At 61.2% G+C, this 15,873-nt stretch carries 16 protein-coding genes; 9 read left to right on the top strand and 7 right to left on the bottom strand.

The features are described from left to right. Positions 1 to 93 precede the first annotated feature (93 nt). The 9 genes from ACIQ39_RS03190 to ettA all read left to right on the top strand — a co-directional run bounded on the left by ACIQ39_RS03190 (position 94) and on the right by ettA (position 8,506). Positions 94 to 657, top strand: a complete 564-nt coding sequence (locus ACIQ39_RS03190) for a DUF4357 domain-containing protein (RefSeq protein WP_396433167.1) — start codon at positions 94 to 96, stop codon at positions 655 to 657. Next, entirely contained in the window at positions 654 to 929 is a 276-nt protein-coding gene (locus ACIQ39_RS03195; RefSeq protein ID WP_396433168.1) for a hypothetical protein, read from the top strand. The genes ACIQ39_RS03190 and ACIQ39_RS03195 overlap by 4 nt, the downstream gene beginning before the upstream one ends. Before the next feature lie 50 nt (positions 930 to 979). After that, positions 980 to 2,398, top strand: a complete 1,419-nt coding sequence (locus ACIQ39_RS03200) for an ATP-binding protein (RefSeq protein WP_396433169.1) — start codon at positions 980 to 982, stop codon at positions 2,396 to 2,398. 161 nt (positions 2,399 to 2,559) lie between these two features. Further along, a complete protein-coding gene (locus ACIQ39_RS03205) occupies positions 2,560 to 2,979 on the top strand; it encodes a helix-turn-helix domain-containing protein (protein WP_396433170.1) in 420 nt (139 codons plus the stop codon). Next, the gene (locus ACIQ39_RS03210) at positions 2,976 to 3,776 is read left to right on the top strand and encodes a DUF3037 domain-containing protein (protein ID WP_396433171.1); all 801 of its coding nucleotides are present in this window, start codon (positions 2,976 to 2,978) and stop codon (positions 3,774 to 3,776) included. Before ACIQ39_RS03205 ends, ACIQ39_RS03210 begins: the two co-directional genes overlap by 4 nt. 164 nt (positions 3,777 to 3,940) lie before the next feature. After that, a complete protein-coding gene (locus ACIQ39_RS03215; protein WP_396433172.1) occupies positions 3,941 to 4,174 on the top strand; it encodes an AbrB/MazE/SpoVT family DNA-binding domain-containing protein in 234 nt (77 codons plus the stop codon). A gap of 56 nt (positions 4,175 to 4,230) precedes the next feature. Continuing rightward, the gene (locus ACIQ39_RS03220) at positions 4,231 to 5,736 is read left to right on the top strand and encodes an N-6 DNA methylase (protein ID WP_396433173.1); all 1,506 of its coding nucleotides are present in this window, start codon (positions 4,231 to 4,233) and stop codon (positions 5,734 to 5,736) included. Positions 5,737 to 5,744: 8 nt separating this feature from the next. Continuing rightward, positions 5,745 to 6,707: a 3'-5' exonuclease gene (locus ACIQ39_RS03225; RefSeq protein ID WP_396433174.1), complete on the top strand. Its 963-nt coding sequence runs from the start codon at positions 5,745 to 5,747 to the stop codon at positions 6,705 to 6,707. 137 nt (positions 6,708 to 6,844) lie between these two features. Then, a complete protein-coding gene (gene ettA, locus ACIQ39_RS03230; RefSeq protein WP_396433175.1) occupies positions 6,845 to 8,506 on the top strand; it encodes an energy-dependent translational throttle protein EttA in 1,662 nt (553 codons plus the stop codon). A gap of 166 nt (positions 8,507 to 8,672) precedes the next feature. Here ettA and ACIQ39_RS03235 read toward each other — a convergent pair whose 3' ends face one another. From ACIQ39_RS03235 to ACIQ39_RS03265, 7 genes are all read right to left on the bottom strand, one after another. Then, complete coding sequence (locus tag ACIQ39_RS03235; RefSeq protein ID WP_396433176.1) at positions 8,673 to 9,707, bottom strand: NAD(P)/FAD-dependent oxidoreductase; 1,035 nt, start codon at positions 9,705 to 9,707, stop codon at positions 8,673 to 8,675. A 97-nt stretch (positions 9,708 to 9,804) separates the two neighbouring features. After that, positions 9,805 to 10,134 (bottom strand): ferredoxin FdxA, encoded by a 330-nt coding sequence (fdxA, locus tag ACIQ39_RS03240; RefSeq protein WP_396433177.1) that lies wholly within the window; start codon positions 10,132 to 10,134, stop codon positions 9,805 to 9,807. 154 nt (positions 10,135 to 10,288) lie between these two features. Continuing rightward, the gene (locus ACIQ39_RS03245; protein WP_396433178.1) at positions 10,289 to 11,602 is read right to left on the bottom strand and encodes a sulfate adenylyltransferase subunit 1; all 1,314 of its coding nucleotides are present in this window, start codon (positions 11,600 to 11,602) and stop codon (positions 10,289 to 10,291) included. Positions 11,603 to 11,792: 190 nt separating this feature from the next. Beyond that, complete coding sequence (cysD, locus tag ACIQ39_RS03250) at positions 11,793 to 12,722, bottom strand: sulfate adenylyltransferase subunit CysD (RefSeq protein ID WP_396433179.1); 930 nt, start codon at positions 12,720 to 12,722, stop codon at positions 11,793 to 11,795. An 86-nt stretch (positions 12,723 to 12,808) separates the two neighbouring features. Beyond that, the gene (locus ACIQ39_RS03255; RefSeq protein ID WP_396433180.1) at positions 12,809 to 13,609 is read right to left on the bottom strand and encodes a phosphoadenylyl-sulfate reductase; all 801 of its coding nucleotides are present in this window, start codon (positions 13,607 to 13,609) and stop codon (positions 12,809 to 12,811) included. Then, positions 13,606 to 13,983, bottom strand: coding sequence for a DUF934 domain-containing protein (locus tag ACIQ39_RS03260; RefSeq protein WP_396433181.1), 378 nt, complete (start codon positions 13,981 to 13,983; stop codon positions 13,606 to 13,608). The genes ACIQ39_RS03255 and ACIQ39_RS03260 overlap by 4 nt, the downstream gene beginning before the upstream one ends. Before the next feature lie 20 nt (positions 13,984 to 14,003). Continuing rightward, on the bottom strand, positions 14,004 to 15,857 hold the full coding sequence (locus ACIQ39_RS03265) for a nitrite/sulfite reductase (RefSeq protein WP_396433182.1): 1,854 nt from the start codon (positions 15,855 to 15,857) through the stop codon (positions 14,004 to 14,006). Between the last annotated feature and the right edge of the window lie 16 nt (positions 15,858 to 15,873).

Here is a 15,873-nt window from a genome sequence, read left to right on the forward strand (position 1 = left end):
CACCAACACAATGGACACATTTGAGCAAGCCAACTTTTGGAATGCCAAGGCGAATTTTTTGGGGTGATGGGGCAAGCGCATGATGAACTTGAGGTGCTCGCCACAGCCATTGATTTAGACCCCAATTTTTTAGAAAACTACTTGATCCGCCTACCCAAGCAGGTCAAGAGCGTGCCGCTGGATGTAGAGAATAAAAAGAACGAGACCGAACCCACCCTCAGCGAAGCCGACCGCGCCGACATGCAGGTGTTTCTGGCGCACATGCTGGGCATGCTGCCGGTGCTGGGTGTGCATGCGTTCGTGCAGCCTCCCCATGCCCCCGCCGTCAGCGCGCCAGAGCTGACGTGCAAGGGCAAAGGCCTGTTGGCCCGTGGCTATGAATCCACCCAGGGTTTTGTGGTCAAGGCGGGTTCGCAGGCGGCAGTGCAAGCGGTGCCTTCGGTTCCGCCCGGGACGCTGGCTATGCGCCAGCAATTGCAGGATTTGGGTGTGCTGGTTGAGCAGGGCAACACCTACGCATTCACGCAGGACTATGCCTTCAGTTCACCCAGCACAGCGGCCAGCGTGGTGCTGGGCCGCAGTGCCAACGGGCGGCTAGAGTGGAAGGACGCCCAGGGGCGGTCGCTCAAAGCGTTGCAGGAGAATGAGTCAGCATGAGCCAACTGGACCTTTTCTCCGCCCTGCAATCCAGCACCGAAGGCATCGGCATCGAATTCATGTCGGCACGCGGTGTCATGCCCGGCAGTTTTTGGGCGTCGTATGCCGCCATGGCCAACATCCAGGGCGGCACCATCGTCTTGGGCGTGGTCGATGCCGCGCAGTTGCGCACGGGGGAAGACGAGGGCAGGCAGTTTGTGGTGGTGGACGTGCCGCTTAGACTTATCACACGTGAATCCGGAAATTTTGAAAAACCCTATATAAATCAATAACTTGCTATCACATGACTGTAAAACACTGGATTCCTGAAGCCCTGAGGGGCTTGGCCGAGAGTTTGCGACCGGTGCCGCATGAGATCAATGAAATTGATTGGAAGGCGCGTTTGTCAGTCAACAGCGCACGACTGGCCGAGCACTTGATGGCTTTTGCCAATCACCCCGGTGGCGGCACCTTGGTATTTGGGGTGGATGATGATGGCGTTGTGAATGGCATCTCGGCTGATGAAGTGGCCGTTGTGGTGAGCACCCTCACCAATCTTGGGCGGGATGCTGTAGAGCCGCCTTTGGCGCTGGATCATGCAGCTGTAGCGTTTGGTGGCGGGAGTGTGTTGTTGATTCGTGTGTCAGAGCAGGCGGTCAAGCCGGTGCATCGCAGGGGCAAGTCGATCGAAGAAACGTGGATTCGCTCTGGCGGCACTACACGCAAGGCTTCGCGTCAAGAGCTTGGGGTGCTGATGTTGCACAGCTCGGCGCCGCAGTGGGAAGACCTTCGCGCTTCGCCCTTGCTGTCGCTTGCTGATGTGCAAAGCATGTTGGACTTGGAGGCGATTGCCAAGCTGCTACAGCGCCCGCTGCCAGAGGACTCGCAAGACCTGGCCCGTTGGCTCATTGACGAGAACATGGTTTTGCCTGAGGGACGGGGGTTTTATGTGACGAACTTTGGTGCAATTGCTGCGGCACGCAAACTGGGTGACTTTCCGCCGCTGGATCGCAAGGGGATTCGCCTTGTTCGCTACCGAGGCACGAACAAGGTCAACACGATTGACGAGCTATCGGATCAGCGTGGTTATGCGGTGGGTTTTGAGGGTTTGGTGGCGCACTTGAAACGAGTTCTGCCGCATTCCGAGGTAATACATCAGTCGCTGCGAACAGAGGTTTCGCTGTACCCCGAGATTGCGCTGCGCGAGTTGATTGCCAATGCACTGATTCATCAAGATTTTTCGGTCAGTGGCGCAGGGCCTATGGTTGAAATTTTTGATGACCGCATTGAAGTCACTAACCCTGGCACGCTGTTGCCAAGCAAGAAGCCTGACCGCTTGATTGGTACGACACCCGAGTCGCGCAATGAAAAGTTGGCGTCGTCATTCCGCAGGTTTCGCATTTGCGAAGAGCGGGGCACGGGTTTTCAAAAAGTGATCAGCGCTATCGAGTTTTTTGGCTTGCCGCCTTTACTTTGGGTCTCGCATGAAAATGCTTTCCGCGTGACCATTGGGGCACCAAAGAAGTTTTCAGACATAGCCATGCCGCAGCGCATTGAGGCCTGTTATCAGCATGCGGTTTTGCAGTACCTCTCTAGCCAGTCTTTGACGAACACCACATTGAGAGAGCGGTTCAAGCTGCACGATAAACACCGCAACCAAATCACCAATTTGATCAGTGACGCGGTGGATGCGGGACGAATCAAGCGCAAGGATGTGGGCAGTGGGAAGAAGTTTGCAGAATATGTGCCTTACTGGGTTTGAGCTGCGCACCATGAATACAAGCCCTTTCTATCTTTGCACCTTTGTCGCTAACGACGATCACAACGGCCAGAGCATCGTCGACAAGTCCAATTGGATCGGCAAGGTGCTGGTGTGCCCGTGTGCGCTTCAGCTTCAGGCCGAGGTTTAATTCTCTGAGCCCCATGTCCCAACTCGACCTCTTCACTGCCCTGCAGTCCAGCACCGAAGGCCTTGACACCGAATTCAAGTCGGCACGCGGTGGCATGCCCGGCAGTTTTTGGGCGTCGTATGCCGCCATGACCAACACCCAGGGCGGCACCATCGTGTTGGGCGTGGCCGAAAAGGCGTCTGGTCTGGTGTGTGAGGGCGTGCCCGATGCCGCGCAGTTGCGCACGGTGTTGTGGAACCAGCTGAATGACCGGCACAAGATCAGCGCCAACCTGCTGCGCGACGACGATGTGCGCACGGTGGAAGACGAGGGCAGGCCGTTTGTTGTGGTGTATTTGCCGCGTGCCTCGCGGCTGCAGCGCCCGGTGTTTGTGGGGCCCAACCCCAAGCGCCGGTTGTCGTTTCGTGCCCGGCTTGAAAGAGGTTTTCAATGAAACACGTCGCTCGTTATTCCATCATTCGCTTTCTGCCCTATGCAGAAACGGAGGAGTTCGCCAACGTGGGCATCGTGATCCATGCGCCTACGGCTCGCTATTTCGACTTTCAGTTGTCCAACAAATGGCGTCGTCTGAGTGGCTTTTTTGACAAACTGGATCGTCGTGTCTTTGCGCAGGGCGAAGCAGCTTTTGCCGAAGAATTGACCCGCACCCGTGACATGGCGGCCAACAGTTCACAGCCGTGGATATTTGATGATTTGGTGCGACCACGCGAGGCCTTGTTTCGGTTCTCCGCCGTGCGTGCCGTGATGACGGAGTCTCCCCAGGCTAAGCTGCAAGAGTTGTTCGATCACTATGTTGATCACGACTTTGCAACGCCCGAATACCAAGAAAAACTGATTGAGAAGGCGGTTCGCGGCGTGCTGCGGCGTGAGGGCTTGGGCGACCGATTCCAAAGCGCCAAACTTGGTGTGGATGGCCTGCAATTCAAGGTGCCGTTTGCCGAGCTGGATGCGGATGGCAAGGCCTTTCGGGTGATCAAGCCTATGCACTTGGCCTATGAAGACCCTCTGCGCATACTGGACCATGGCAACCAATGGCTGGGCCGCTTGCGTCATTTGGAGCGTGTGAACGCCATGCCCAAGTCCATGCTCTTGGCTGTGACGCAACCGCCTGTTGAGACTGACCGCTTTGGTGCGTTTGAGGAAGTTCGCTGCGATCTGGTCAACATGGGGGCAGTGTTTGCTGCGTCCAATGACGAAGACGCCTTGCTGCGCTTTGCTCAGGCGGCATAAACCCGGTTCTGTGTCTTTCTACTCCTGTCATTTGAGACCCGAACTCCTGTCATTTGCAGGGACGGCACGACTCAAAGCCCAGGCCTGCCCAATCGGCCAGATCAGGCGTATCGCTTGGTTGTTAAACGCGAACCATGAATTTTCACTGAGCCCAGGAGATCCCCATGCTGACCAAACTCAATACAAAAAACCAGATCACGCTGCCCAAAATTCTGATGCAAGGCGTAGAGCCGACCGACTACTTTGATGTCCAAGCCAAAGACGGACAGATTGTTTTGACGCCTGTGCGCTTTGTGGCGGCTAACGCGGTCCGTGCCAAACTGGCCGAACTGGGCATCACAAAGATTGACACGACCGCTGCAGTCCATTGGGCGAGGGCACAAGCGCCAGCCATCTGATTCCATTCGCTATTCGCGAATAGCGAATGAACAATTTATATTTTTGATTTCCTTGAATGAACACCACCACCCACACCCTTGTCCAGAAGCTCTGGAACTATTGCAGCGTGCTGCGCGACGATGGCATGAGCTATGGCGACTATGTGGAGCAGCTGACCTATTTGCTGTTCCTCAAGATGGCCGACGAGCGCAGCCAGCCGCCCTACAAGCAGACCAGCATCGTGCCCGCTGCCTATGCCTGGCCCACGCTGCTGGTGCGCGATGGCGATGATTTGTTTGACCATTACCGCCACGCGCTCGAAAAGCTGGGGCAAGAAAAAGGCACGCTGGGTTTGATTTTTGCCAAGGCGCAAAACAAGTTTCAAGACCCGGCCAAGCTGCGCCGCGTGATTGTGGACTTGATCGACGCCGAGACCTGGACGGTGCTGGGCGCGGACGTGAAGGGCGATGCCTACGAAGGCCTGCTGGAGAAAAACGCGCAAGACACCAAGAGCGGGGCGGGCCAATACTTCACGCCGCGTGCGCTGATTGCGGCCATGGTCGAGTGCATAGACCCCAAGCCGACCGAGCGCGTGTGCGACCCGGCTTGCGGCACGGGCGGCTTTTTGTTCAGCGCGCACCAGCATGTGGTGGACCACCACCCCAACTTGACCAAGGACGAGAAAAAGCACTTGAAAGAAAGCGCCTTTGTGGGCTTTGAGCTGGTGCAGGCCACCGCCCGGGTGTGCGCCATGAACATGCTGCTGCACGGCATTGGTTCTGAAAAGTCGGTGCCGGTGCGTGTGGGCGATGCGCTGGGCGCAGACCCGGGTGAGCGCTTTGAGGTGGTGCTGGCCAACCCGCCGTTTGGCAAAAAGAGCAGCACCGTGATCGTGGGCGAAGACGGCCGCGTGAGCAGCGAAAAAGACACCATCGAGCGCGACGACTTTTGGGCCACCACCAGCAACAAGCAGCTCAATTTTGTGCAGCACATCAAAACCCTGCTGGCCATCCATGGCCGCGCGGCGGTGGTGTTGCCCGACAACGTGCTGTTTGAAGGCGGCGCGGGCGAGACCATCCGCAAAAAGCTGCTGCACGAGTGCGACTTGCACACCTTGCTGCGCCTGCCCACCGGCCTGTTTTATGCGCAAGGCGTCAAGGCCAACGTGCTGTTCTTCGATAAAAAGCCAGCGTCTGAAACCCCGTGGACGAAAAAACTCTGGATTTACGACCTGCGCACCAACCGGCATTTCACGCTCAAAACCAACCCGCTGCGCCGGGCCGACTTGGACGAGTTTGTGGCGCTGTACAAAGTGGGCCAACGCCACGAGCGGGCCGAGACTTGGAGCGCAGACAACCCCGATGGCCGTTGGCGTGCTTATGGCTACGACGAGCTGATCGCCCGCGACAAAACCAGCCTGGACATCTTTTGGCTCAAGGACGAGAGCCTGGCCGACAGCGACAACCTGCCCGCGCCCGCCGTGATTGCGCAAGAGATCGTCGAAGACCTGCAAGCGGCTTTGGCGCAGTTCAAGCTGATTGCGGGCGATTTGGGGGCCGAAGTGCCTGAAGAGGCGGTTTAATACGGGCTATGAGCAACACCCGACAAATGAGTTTTTTCGACGCGCCTGTCGACTCGCCCACCGACCCCGAAGCCATGGCCCAAGCGCTGGCGCAGCACCCCGACTATCGGGTGCTGCGCCGTTTGGTGCCGCGCAGCGATTACGGACCAGTGAACGCTTCAGTGAACGGACAGACCACCCAGCGCGTGATCGTGCTGGACACCGAGACCACCGGTCTCGACAGCAAAAGCGAAAAAGTGATCGAGCTGGCCATGTTGTCGGTGCTGGTCGACACCGCCACCGGTTTGCCCGTGGGGCCGGTCACGGTGTACGAGTCGTTTGAAGACCCGGGCAGGCCGATTCCGGCCCAGATCACCGAGATCACCGGCATTGACGACAGCATGGTGCAAGGGCAGCGCATCGACGATGCAGCGGTGAACGCGCTGGTGCAGCAGGCCGATTTGGTGGTGGCGCACAACGCCGGTTTTGACCGGCCGTTTGTCGAGGCGCGCTTGCCGGTGTTTGCGGGCAAGGCCTGGGGCTGCTCTTTTCTTGGCATCGACTGGAAAAAAGAGGGCAGCGGCTCGGCCAAGTTGGAGTTTTTGGCCTCTGAGCGCGGCTGGTTTTACGACGCGCACCGGGCGCAGGTCGACTGCCATGCTTTGCTGCAGGTGCTGGCCGCGCCGCTGGCCGATGGGCAGACGGGTTTGGCCCGCCTGTTGGCGGGGGCAGACCAGACGCGCTACAAGCTGCGCGCCACGGGTGCGCCGTTTGAGGCCAAAGACAAACTCAAGGCCCGGGGCTACCGCTGGGACGGCGAGGGCCGAGTGTGGTGGTGCAGTTTGGCCTCTGATGCGCTGCTCAACGCCGAATGCGCCTGGTTGCGGGCTGAGGTTTATGGCCAGCGCAGTGCCCGCGTGCAAGTCGAAGCGATGGACAGCCGGGTGCAGTATTCCAGCCGTTCGGGTGTGGTGTCGGAGCGGGCACTCTGATTTTTCAGTCGCTTCAGCGGCCAGCAGGGATAATGCCGGGTTGTACCCAGCGCCATTGCAAATTTTTGCCCGTGGCGTGGCGCAGTTGACGCCCTCGGTTTGACCGGTTGGGTGCCCTTTTTTACTCAGGTTTACACATGGCTCAATACGTATTTTCGATGAACCGGGTGGGCAAGATCGTGCCGCCTAAGCGTCACATCCTCAAAGACATTTCGCTGTCTTTCTTCCCAGGTGCCAAGATTGGTGTGCTGGGCACCAACGGTTCGGGCAAGTCCACTTTGCTCAAGATCATGGCCGGCATCGACAAAGAGATCGAGGGTGAAGCCATTCCCATGGCGGGCCTCAAAATCGGTTATTTGCCGCAAGAGCCCATCATGGACGCCGAGCAGACCGTGCGTGAAGCCGTGGAGAGCGGCATGGGCGAGGTCAAGGCCGCGCAAGCCCGCCTCGAAGAGGTGTACGCCGCCTACGCCGAAGAGGACGCCGACTTTGACGCCCTGGCCGCCGAGCAGGCCCAACTCGAAGCCATCATTTCCACCGCGGGTGATGCCTCTGAGCACCAGTTGGAGATCGCCGCCGACGCGCTGCGCCTGCCCCCATGGGATGCGGTGATCGGCAAATTGTCTGGTGGCGAAAAGCGCCGTGTGGCCCTGTGCCGTTTGCTGCTCTCGCGCCCCGACATGTTGCTGCTGGACGAGCCCACCAACCACTTGGACGCTGAAAGCGTGGACTGGCTGGAGCTGTTTTTGCAGCGCTTTTCCGGCACCGTGGTGGCCATCACCCACGACCGCTACTTTTTGGACAACGCCGCCGAGTGGATTTTGGAACTCGACCGGGGCTCTGGCATTCCTTACAAGGGCAATTACTCCAGCTGGTTGGAGCAAAAAGACGCCCGTTTGGCCACCGAGCAGCGCACCGAAGACGCCCGCTCCAAGGCCATGAAGAAAGAACTGGAGTGGGCGCGTGCCAACCCCAAGGGCCGCCAAGCCAAGAGCAAGGCGCGTTTGGCCCGCTTTGAAGAGCTGAGCGACTACGACTACCAAAAGCGCAACGAGACCCAGGAAATCTTCATCCCGGTGGCCGAGCGTTTGGGCAACGAAGTGTTCGAGTTCAAAAATGTCAGCAAGTCTTTTGGCGACCGTTTGCTGATCGACAACCTGAGCTTCCAAGTGCCTGCGGGTGCCATCGTCGGCATCATCGGCCCCAACGGTGCCGGTAAATCGACCCTGTTCAAGCTGATCGCGGGCAAAGAGCAGCCTGACAGCGGCGAGGTCAAGATCGGCCAGACCGTGCGCATGGCCTTTGTGGACCAGAACCGCGACGACCTGGACAACAACAAAACCGTGTGGGAAGACGTCTCGGGCGGCCTGGACATCATCAACGTCGGCAAGTTCCAGATGCCCAGCCGGGCGTACTGCGGGCGTTTCAACTTCAACGGCGGCGACCAGCAAAAGAAGGTCGGCATGCTGTCGGGCGGTGAGCGCGGCCGTTTGCACCTGGCCAAGACCCTGATCGAAGGCGGCAACGTGCTGCTGCTGGACGAGCCCTCCAACGACTTGGACGTGGAAACCCTGCGCGCCCTGGAAGATGCGCTGCTGGAGTTTGCCGGCTCCATCATGGTCATCAGCCACGACCGTTGGTTTTTGGACCGCATCGCCACCCACATCTTGGCCGCCGAGGGCGACAGCCAGTGGGTCTTTTTTGACGGCAACTACCAAGAGTACGAAGCCGACAAAAAACGCCGCTTGGGCGAAGAGGGTGCCAAGCCCAAGCGCGTGCGCTTCAAGGCTTTGAAGTGAAGCGAGCTTGAGCTTGAGCTTGTCAGTGTCAGTGCCAAACCCAAGGACCGATCTGCTTGGATGGCGCTGAGTGCTGGGTGCCAGCGGCTTTTGGCCCGGTGCAGCGGCAGATTGCACCTCAGTGGAGCGTCGCAAGCTGAAACGGGCAGCCCCTGCAAGCGCCCGCTCAAACCCCCAAACGCTGGTGCAACAGCTTGGATGTGGTCGTGTACTGCAAGAGGGTCTTTTCGTTTGGCCGCAGCAAGGCGGCGGCCCCAAAGGCGGCCAGGGTGGCTTCGTGGAAGCCGCACACAATCAGCTTCTTTTTGCCGGGGTAGGTGTTGATGTCACCCACCGCGAAGATGCCGGGTTCGGACGTGGCGAAGCTTTCGGTGTTGACCACCAATTGCTTGCGCTCCATGGCCAAGCCCCATTGCGCCACCGGCCCGAGTTTGGGCGACAAGCCCAGGCAGGTTTGCAGCACATCCAGGCGCAGCCATTGTGTTTCGCCTTGCGGGTTGAGCAGCGCCAGGGCCTGCAGGCGACCGGCCTCGACGCGCAGTCCTGTGGCTTGCCCGGCCACAAAGCGCATGCGGCCCGCCTCACATGCTTGGCGCATTTGCGCGATCAATTCGGGTGCGGCATTGAACTGGTCGCGTCGGTGCAGCAAGCTCACGCTGGCGGCGGCCTGTGGGCCTTGGCTGGCGTCCAGGCAGGTTTGCAAAGCGGCATCATTGTCACCGGCCACCACCAAGTGCTGGCCGACCCAGTGTGCGGGCGCGGGGTGCTGAGCAAACACCTGGCTGCCCTCAAAAGCCTGCAGCCCGTCCAGCACCATGCGGCGCGGCACAAAAGCGCCCACGCCAGCGGCAATGAACACGGTGGCGGTGAGGAAGCTTTGGCCTGAGTCGGTCGTCACGGCCCAGCCTTGGTCGGCTTGGCGCTCGATCTGGTTGACCTGTTGGCCCAGGTGCAGCGTGGGCTTGAAAGGGGCCACTTGCTGTTGCAGCCGCTGCACCAGCTCTTGGCCGGTGCACAGCGGGATGCCCGGGATGTCGTAAAGCGGTTTGTCCGCGTACAACTGGGCGCATTGGCCACCGACATGGGGCAGGGCATCGAGCACGTGGCAGTGAATGCCCTGCAGTCCCAGTTGAAACACCTGAAACAGGCCCACAGGGCCTGCGCCAATGACCAGCGCTTCGGTGTCGATGGGGTGGCTCATGGGGCGGCGTGTGGGGTAGGTGGGCTCAAAAAAAAGGCCGAAATGTTCGGCCAGGCAAAGCGGGCGCTCGGGTCCGCTGTCGGGCGCAAACCGAGGGTCAGCGGATCAGCTCGGACAGTTTGCTGGTTTTGTCTTTCCATGCGTCGGCATCGGGCATGGGGGTTTTGCGCTTGGTGATGCTTTTCCAGCCGGGCAGCAGGGCCAGCTCGGCGTTGAGTTGGGTCATGTGCTGTTGGTCGGCGGGCAGGTCTTCTTCGGCGTAGATGGCGTTGACCGGGCACTCGGGGATGCACACGGCGCAGTCGATGCACTCATCGGGGTCTATGGTGAGGAAGTTGGGGCCTTCGCGGAAGCAGTCGACGGGGCAAACGTCCACGCAGTCGGTGTATTTGCACTGGATGCAGGATTCTGAAACAACGTGGGTCATGGTGAGCTTGGGATTGGATGCAGCGCTTGTGTGTCGCGCAAGACATTGGATTTTAAAGGGAATCGTTTGACCCCAGTGCACGCTGGACGAGCACGCGGGTCGGCAGGTCAGCGCCCGTGGCGAGCACAGGGGCCTGTGCCAACAGGGGGAAGCTTCAGAGGACCATCACGGCCCCGGCTGTTTTGTGGCTGGCCGTGTCCACCAGCACCATCGCGCCCAAGGCGCGCGATTGGGCAAAGGGCAGGGTCAGCAGCGGCTCTTGCAGGGCCAGGGTGACATGGCCGATCGCGTTGGAGGGCAGTTCGGTGGCTTCTTCTTCGGCCAGGGTGTTGATGTTCAGGCGGTGCACCACGCGCTGCACCTTGGCCTTGACCCAGCGGTGACCATGCAGCGCCCAGTAAACCCGGCCGGCCACCAAGGGCTCGTCGTCCATCCAAGCGATGGTGGTGCTCAGCTGGCGCTGGGCTTGGGGTGCGTTGTGCTCTGACACCAGCCAGTCGCCGCGCGACACATCCACCTCGCGGTCCAGCACGATGCCTGCGCTGTGCCCGGCGGCTTGGTTTTGCGGCTGGCGCGTGGCGCTTTGCACCTGCGCCACCACGGCCGTTTGGCCGCTGGGGAAAACCTGCACGGTTTGGCCCGGGGCGATGCTGCCAGTGGCCACCCGGCCCCAAAACACGCGGCGGCCTTGGCCGGTCACGCCGGAGTCGTGGCATTTTTCAACCCACTGCACCGGAAAGCTGAAGGCCGCCTCGGTCTCGGCGGGCGTCGAGGGCAGGTTTTCAAGCATGCGCAAAAGGCTGGCACCGGTGTAGCCGCACCAGGCCGCTTGGGCCTGGCCGTTACCGTCACCGTCACCGCTGTCTTGGGCGTGGCTGTCCACCACGTTCCAGCCCTTGAGGGCCGAGATGGGCACCATGGCGGTGATGCGGATGCCCGCTTCTTGCGCGAATTGGTGCAAGGCGCCCGAGATGTGCTTGAAGGCCAGCGTCGGGTTGGCCACGGCGTCGAGCTTGTTGATGGCGAACACGATGGCGGGCACGCGCAACAGGTTCACCAGCAACGCATGGCGGCGGGTTTGTGGCAGCAGCTGCAAATCCGGCTGGGCCCAGTCGAGCTTGATCGCGTCCACCAGCACCACGGCGGCGTCGGCACTGGACGCGGCGGTGACCATGTTGCGGGTGTACTGCTCGTGGCCGGGCGCGTCGCCGATGATGAACTTGCGCGTTTGGGTGCTGAAGTAGCGGTAGGCCACGTCGATGGTGATGCCTTGCTCGCGCTCGGCGCTCAAGCCGTCGGTGAGCAGGGCCAGGTCGGTTTCACCTGAGCGCTGCACGCCCGCCAGGTGGTCTTGCAGCACGGCCTTGGTGTCCACCAGCAGGCGGCCAATCAGCGTGCTTTTGCCGTCGTCGACCGAGCCGCAGGTGATGAATTTGAGGGCGCTGGTGTGGGGATGCTCAGGTTTCATAAGGGGCTGCTTTGTGGGTGTTGGGTGTGCCGTGGCCTGTCATCGCAAGGCACGAAGCGCTGCATGCGGGTTGGCGTATGGCGCTGGTGGGGGGCTGGTGGTGGGGCGCTGATGGTGGGGGGCTGATGGTGGGGGGTGGATGGCCAGGCTGCGCTCGCCATGACGGGGGCATGAGGCGGGCGTGCGCTGCTCAAAAATAGCCATCCTTCTTGCGCTTTTCCATCGACGCCTCAGAGGTCTTGTCGTCCATGCGCGTGGCGCCGCGCTCGCTCACATCGGCGGCCAGGGTTTCGATCACGATTTGCTCGGGCGTGGCGGCGGTGCTGGCCACCGGGCAGGTGCAGGTGATGTCGCCCACGGTGCGAAAACGCACGTCGCGCAGCAGCACGGTTTCGCCGTCTTGGGGCGGCGTGAGGGGCGTCACCGGCACCAACAGGCCTCGGCGCTCCACCACTTCGCGCGGGTGTGAGTAGTAAAGGGAAGGCAGGGCGATGCGTTCGCGGGCGATGTACTGCCACACGTCCAGCTCGGTCCAGTTGCTGATGGGGAAGACCCGAAAGTGCTCACCCGGCTGCAGCCGGGTGTTGAACAGCGTCCACAGCTCGGGGCGCTGGGCCTTGGGTTGCCACTGGCCAAAGCTGTCGCGGTGCGAAAAAATGCGCTCTTTGGCGCGGGCCTTTTCCTCGTCGCGGCGCGCACCGCCAATGAGGGCATCAAAGCGGAACTCTTCGATGGCTTCGAGCAGCGTGACCGACTGGTGCACATTGCGGCTCTCGCCCGGGTGGGCCAGGCGCACCGTGCCGCGACGCATGGAGTCTTGCACGCTGCGCACGATGAGTTTGGCCCCCAGCTCTTGGGCGCGTGCGTCGCGAAAGTCGGTCACTTCGGGGAAGTTGTGGCCGGTGTCGATCATCAAGAGCGGGTAGGGCAGGCGGCCCGCGCCGAAAGCCTTTTCGGCGCAGCGCAGCATGACCAAGGAGTCTTTGCCGCCCGAGAACAGCAAAGTGGGGCGCTCAAAAGCCGCCGCCACTTCGCGCAGGATGAAGATGGTTTCTTCCTCCAACGCGTCCAGGTGGGCCTTGCTCAGGGCGTGTGATTCGGTGGTTGTGGTGGCGGTCATGTGGGTTTCTCGTTTTTGCAGGAGCGGTTTCTGAGCGCGAAAAGCTTGTCGAATGGACCGCGGTCAGAGACCGCGCCTAAGGGGTTTCAGGCTTTGACGTGCAAGCCGCATTCCTTGGCCGTTTCGTCCTCCCACCACCAGCGACCGGCGCGAAAGGGCTCGCCCAGGCTGATGGCGCGGGTACACGGCGCGCAGCCGATGCTGGGGAAAAAACGGTCGTGCAGCGGGTTGTAGTCGACCTGGTGTTCAGCAATGAAGTGCCACACGTCGCCCCAAGTCCAGCGTGCCAAGGGGTTGAATTTGTAAAGGCCGGTGGTGGGGCTGGGCTTGGTGGGGTCAGAGCCGGGGCCCACGTCGCTGTCGTCCCGCAGCGGCACTTCGGCGCGGGCGTTGGACTGTTCTTGGCGCAGGCCGGTGATCCAGGCCTTTTGGCCCTGCAAGGCGCGGGCCAGGGGCTCCATTTTGCGGATACCGCAGCAAGTTTTGCGCAGCTCTATGCTTTGGTACATCGCGTCCTGTCCATGCTGGCGCACGAACTGGATCACCGATTCGTGCACCGGGCGAAACACCTGGATGGGCGCACGCGAATCCGCTTGCGTGCGCTCTAGCAAGGCCAAGGTCTCGGTGTGCAGTGCGCCCGTTTCCAGCACGAAGACAGGAATGTCCAAGTTCAGGCTGTTGATGAGGTGCGTGATCACCACGTCTTCGGCACCCAGGCTGGAAGCTTGGGTGACGGGGGCGAACGCCGACGCAGCCCCTTGCAGCAGTGCCTGAGTCTCGGCAAGCTTGGCGGCAAAGTCAGGGCTGGCCTTGGCGTTTTGTTCCGTGGCTTTGGCGGGCGCTCTGATGGACGCTCTGTGCGCAGAGTTCAAAGAAGAAGCGCTCATGCTGCCTCGGCAAAGTGCGGTTGGGTGCCCACGGCAGAGCCTTGGTAAAAGCCCCTGAAGCGCTCGAACTGGCGCTGCGCCGCCGAGGCGTCCACGCCTGCTTTGAGCACGGCCACGTCAAAGCCGGTGCGCTGCATCTGCACCAATTGGTCGATCAGCACCTCGCCGGTGGCGCGCAATTCGCCCGCAAACCCCAAGCGGCGGCGCAGCAAAAAAGCTTGGCTGTAGGCGCGGCCGTCGGTGAATTTGGGGAAGTGCAAGTCGATGCGCGTCACGCCGTGCAGCTTGAGCGTGCGGGGGTCCACATCGTTGGCCAGCGTGAGCACGGCGGGCGAGGCCAGGGTTTGGTGTTCTGAAGCAGACAGGATGTTCATGGCGGGTTTCTTCTGAGCGTTCAGGCGGTTTGGGCATCGGCTTGGGTATCGGCAGTGGCATCGGTGGCAACACCGTTAGCGGCATGGCGTGCGGCGTTGGCTGCGGCCTTGAACGGGTCTTGGCCGACACGGCGCAGGGTGTCGATGAAATACTCGTGGCGACCTTGCGTGGCTTGGCGCAAGGCTTTGTAGGTGTCCAAAATCGCCTCGATCACTTCGGGCACTTCAAACGAAGAGAACGCGGGGCCGACCACTTTGCCAGGGCCAGTCGGCCCTGACAGCGCTTTGCCGTCCGAGCCGCCCAGCGTGACCTGGTACCACTCCTTGCCGTCTTTGTCGACGCCCAAAATGCCGATGTGGCCCGAATGGTGGTGGCCACAAGAGTTGATGCAGCCGCTGATGTGAAAGTCGATGGGCCCCAGGTCGTTCAGCTCGTCCAGGTCTTGGTAGCGCTCGGTGATGGCACAGGCCAAAGGCAGCGAGCGGGCATTGGCCAGCGCGCAGTAGTCGCCGCCGGGGCAGGCGATCATGTCGGTCAGCAAACCGATGTTGGCTTGGGCCAAGCCCAGCGCTTTGGCTTCAAGCCAGAGCGCGTGCAGCTGGTCCAGGCGCACCCAGGGCAGCACCAGGTTTTGGCTGTGCGAGACACGCGCTTCACCGGCCGAGAACTTGGCCACCAAGGCGGCAGCGGCATCCAGCTGGTCGGCGCTGGCGTCGCCCGGTGCTTGGCCTGGGCGCTTGAAGGACAGGGTCACGGCGCGCAAAGCGGGGTTTTGGTGCGGCTGGACGTTTTGCGCCAACCAGCGGGCAAAGGCCGGGGTTTTGGCAGCCTCGATGCTGACGTCGGCCTCGGCTTTGATGGCCCAAGCCTTGGCCTGCTGCGCGTCTGGCGGCAAGTGCAGTTCAGGCGCGGCAAAGCAGGCGGCCACGCGCTCGAACTCGGCCTGTGGGATGGTGTGCAGGCCGCCGTCTTGGGTGAGGATTTGCTGGTATTCGGCCTCGACCTCGTCAACATAGCGCTGGCCTTCGGCCTTGACCAAAATCTTGATGCGGGCCTTGTACAGGTTGTCGCGGCGGCCCCAGCGGTTGTAGACCCGCACCACGGCCTCTAAGTAATTCATGATCTGGTGCCAAGGCAGGAACGCGCGGATCTGCGTGCCCACCACCGGCGTGCGGCCCATGCCGCCGCCCACTTGCACCTTGAAGCCCACTTCACCGGTGGCGTTTTTGACCAACTGCAGGCCCACGTCGTGCCAGCCAATGGCGGCGCGGTCTTCCAAAGCGCCGGTGATGGCGATCTTGAATTTGCGCGGCAAAAACGCGAACTCGGGGTGCAGCGTGCTCCACTGGCGGATCAGCTCGGCATAGGGCCGGGGGTCGACCACCTCGTCCACCGCCACACCGGCCAGCGCGTCGGTGGTGGTGTTGCGGATGCAGTTGCCGCTGGTCTGTATGCCGTGCAGGTTCACGCTGGCCAGCAGGTCCATCACATCGGCCGAGCGGTCCAGCGGAATCCAGTTGAACTGCACGTTTTGGCGGGTGGTGAAGTGCCCGAAATTGGTGCTCAGTTTCGGGGCCAGACCGGCAATTTTGTCTTGTGTGGCTTGGGCCTCGGCCAACAGCGCAGCATCGGGGGTGTCGTAGTCGCGGGCAATTTGGCCCAGCACTTTCAACTGGGGTGCCGAAATTTCGCCATAGGGCACGGCCACCCGCAGCATGGGCGCGTAGCGCTGCACATACCAGCCGTTTTGCAGGCGCAGGGGTTTGAACTCATCGCCGGTCAATTGCCCGGCTTGAAAGCGCTCCAGTTGGTCGCGGTGCTGGGCCGCGCGGGCGCGCACAAATTGTTTGTCAAATTCGGTGTAGGTGTACATGGGGCAAGCTCAGTTC

It is taken from the genome of Limnohabitans sp. (genome assembly GCF_044361645.1).
Taxonomy (GTDB): domain Bacteria; phylum Pseudomonadota; class Gammaproteobacteria; order Burkholderiales; family Burkholderiaceae_C; genus Limnohabitans_A.

Coding starts and splice junctions, on each gene's coding strand:
- ACIQ39_RS03245 (WP_396433178.1), bottom strand. CDS start 11,602: ATGAAACCTGAGCATCCCCACACCAGCGCCCTCAAATTCATCACCTGC.
- ACIQ39_RS03235 (WP_396433176.1), bottom strand. CDS start 9,707: ATGAGCCACCCCATCGACACCGAAGCGCTGGTCATTGGCGCAGGCCCT.
- fdxA (WP_396433177.1), bottom strand. CDS start 10,134: ATGACCCACGTTGTTTCAGAATCCTGCATCCAGTGCAAATACACCGAC.
- ACIQ39_RS03210 (WP_396433171.1), top strand. CDS start 2,976: ATGAAACACGTCGCTCGTTATTCCATCATTCGCTTTCTGCCCTATGCA.
- ACIQ39_RS03225 (WP_396433174.1), top strand. CDS start 5,745: ATGAGCAACACCCGACAAATGAGTTTTTTCGACGCGCCTGTCGACTCG.
- ACIQ39_RS03195 (WP_396433168.1), top strand. CDS start 654: ATGAGCCAACTGGACCTTTTCTCCGCCCTGCAATCCAGCACCGAAGGC.
- ACIQ39_RS03265 (WP_396433182.1), bottom strand. CDS start 15,857: ATGTACACCTACACCGAATTTGACAAACAATTTGTGCGCGCCCGCGCG.
- ACIQ39_RS03205 (WP_396433170.1), top strand. CDS start 2,560: ATGTCCCAACTCGACCTCTTCACTGCCCTGCAGTCCAGCACCGAAGGC.
- ACIQ39_RS03260 (WP_396433181.1), bottom strand. CDS start 13,983: ATGAACATCCTGTCTGCTTCAGAACACCAAACCCTGGCCTCGCCCGCC.
- cysD (WP_396433179.1), bottom strand. CDS start 12,722: ATGACCGCCACCACAACCACCGAATCACACGCCCTGAGCAAGGCCCAC.
- ettA (WP_396433175.1), top strand. CDS start 6,845: ATGGCTCAATACGTATTTTCGATGAACCGGGTGGGCAAGATCGTGCCG.
- ACIQ39_RS03215 (WP_396433172.1), top strand. CDS start 3,941: ATGCTGACCAAACTCAATACAAAAAACCAGATCACGCTGCCCAAAATT.
- ACIQ39_RS03255 (WP_396433180.1), bottom strand. CDS start 13,609: ATGAGCGCTTCTTCTTTGAACTCTGCGCACAGAGCGTCCATCAGAGCG.
- ACIQ39_RS03220 (WP_396433173.1), top strand. CDS start 4,231: ATGAACACCACCACCCACACCCTTGTCCAGAAGCTCTGGAACTATTGC.